This is a genomic window from Iodobacter sp. (genome assembly GCF_025352645.1).
Lineage (GTDB): Bacteria > Pseudomonadota > Gammaproteobacteria > Burkholderiales > Chitinibacteraceae > Iodobacter.
Window position 1 is genome coordinate 1 of the sequence record NZ_JANXSO010000085.1, and the last position, 2,078, is coordinate 2,078.

The window sequence follows — 2,078 nt, forward strand, 5'->3', positions numbered from 1 at the left end:
GCAGGCGCGAGGATTGACCAAGCAAGAGGCTGGTTTGCCTTCAAATACATGGTCTAGGCAAGCTTGGTTACAGGCGATACAGGTGTTGATCAGATTGGCCGTCTTGCTCGCCGCTTTATTGACAAAATCAGGGTCGGCCAAAAGCGGGCGAGCTAAGGAAACCATATCCGCATCGCCGCTGGCTAAAATATGCTCGGCAATTTCTGGGGTATTGATGCGGTTTACCGCGATCAGCGGGATAGACACATGATCTTTTAGTTTGCGGGTAACCCAGCTGAAACCACCGCGCGGCACGGCGGCGGCGATAGTTGGGATACGTGCTTCGTGCCAGCCGATGCCGGTGTTAATCAGGGTGACACCAGCGGCTTCAAGTGCTTGGGCAAGGATAATTGCCTCTGGCAGGGTACCGCCGTCTTGGACTAAATCAAGCAAAGACAGGCGGAAGATGACGATAAAGTTAGGGCCAACCGCAGAGCGCACGGCTTTGCTAATTTCAACCGCGATACGTTGGCGGCGGGTGGCGTCACCGCCCCATTCGTCGTTCCGTTGATTAACATGGCTGCAAAGAAATTGGTTAATCAGATAGCCTTCCGAGCCCATGATTTCTACACCATCGTAGCCAGCGACCTGTGCGAGCTTTGCGGTAGTGGCAAAATCGGCGATGGTGGCTTTAATTTCTGCATCACTTAATGCGTGCGGTGTAAACGGGGTAATGGGAGAAGCAATTGCGGAAGGGGCCACGCTGGCGGTGTGGTAGGCATAGCGGCCTGCGTGTAAAATTTGTAAACAGATTTTGCCACCTGCATCGTGCACGGCTTGGGTGATGGGCAGATGGCGGGGGATATCAGCTTCATCGGCCAGCATGGCCGCATCTTCATAAATACGGCCTGCTGCATTGGGTGCGATGCCGCCGGTTACAATCAAGCCCACGCCCCCTTTGGCACGCTCAGCATAAAAAGCGGCCATGCGCTCAGGCCCATCAGGTGCTTCTTCAAGCCCCGTGTGCATAGATCCCATCAAAACGCGGTTTTTAAGGGTGGTAAAGCCCAGATCGAGCGGGCTTAATAGCTGTGTGTAGGTCGACATCGGTGCATTTCCCAACAATTGTCATGATTAAAAATTAAGCTGATTTTTCTTCTTGAATTGAGGATTAGCAGCGGCAATCGATATTTGGCCCATCAGCTGCCTCTTCAAGCCCCGTGTGTATAGATCCCATCAAAACGCGGTTTTTAAGGGTGGTAAAGCCCAGATCGAGCGGGCTTAATAGCTGCGTATAGGTCGACATTGCGGCACTTCCAAACGATTGTTTGAATTAACCTTAGCCTGATTTCTCTTGCTTGTCCTATTGGGGTTTACCAGCAGAGCGCTAGAGATGGCGTGTTTGCTAAGGTAAGTGCGCAAAATGTGTGGTGTTGTTGCTTAAAACAAGCCATGACTAGTAGTCAGCTTAGTCCTAAGCCCGACAGGCTGCTAGGTATGCCTAAAGCTGAATAGTTGGTATCGTTTTCTAGATGATGAAGGGGCAGAGTACAGATGTTAGATTTGATAATATAAAGATAATTAAAATATTTTATTACGATAAAACGTTATAAATACTATGTTTTCTATGCATTATTTATAGATAATTAAAAGGCAGCTTTAGGATAAGCTGTGATACTTTCTCACTTATTTTTAACTGGAGTTGCATGATGCCTGCTTTTTGTCACCAAGACCTGACGTTGCTGAACCCAGCGTTTGATTCGCCTCTCGTGGATGTGGTGACAGAGCTGGAGCATTTGCGACGTTTACAACTGGGGGGCACTACCCCTGCTCTGGTATTTTTTCAGCTTAAGTCTATTTTCCATATGCTGGAGAGTTTGGGCTCCGCGCGAATTGAAGGGAATCACACTACGCTGGCGGACTATGTTGAAAGCCGTCTTGAGGAACAGCCCGCGACGCCTTCCGACCAACTGCGTGAAATGGCCAATATCGAAGAGGCCATGACCTACATCGAAGATCATTTTGAGTCTGGGCAAAACGTGACCGAACACTTTGTTCGTGAGTTGCATGCGATTGCTGTTTGTGATCTCAAACGCGAG

At 49.4% G+C, this 2,078-nt stretch carries 3 protein-coding genes; 1 reads left to right on the top strand and 2 read right to left on the bottom strand.

Going from position 1 to position 2,078, the window contains the following annotated elements; translation table 11 throughout:
* On the bottom strand, positions 1-1,086 hold a 1,086-nt coding region (locus tag Q0R17_RS10030; protein WP_293934652.1), incomplete at its 3' end, for a 2,4-dienoyl-CoA reductase FMN-binding domain-containing protein.
* Positions 1,087-1,150: 64 nt separating this feature from the next.
* Positions 1,151-1,285: a hypothetical protein gene (locus Q0R17_RS10035; RefSeq protein ID WP_293934655.1), complete on the bottom strand. Its 135-nt coding sequence runs from the start codon at positions 1,283-1,285 to the stop codon at positions 1,151-1,153.
* Between the two features lie 403 nt (positions 1,286-1,688).
* Between Q0R17_RS10035 and Q0R17_RS10040 the strand changes: the two genes are divergently transcribed.
* Positions 1,689-2,078 (top strand): hypothetical protein (locus Q0R17_RS10040; RefSeq protein ID WP_293934658.1); only part of this gene is annotated, 390 nt, incomplete at its 3' end.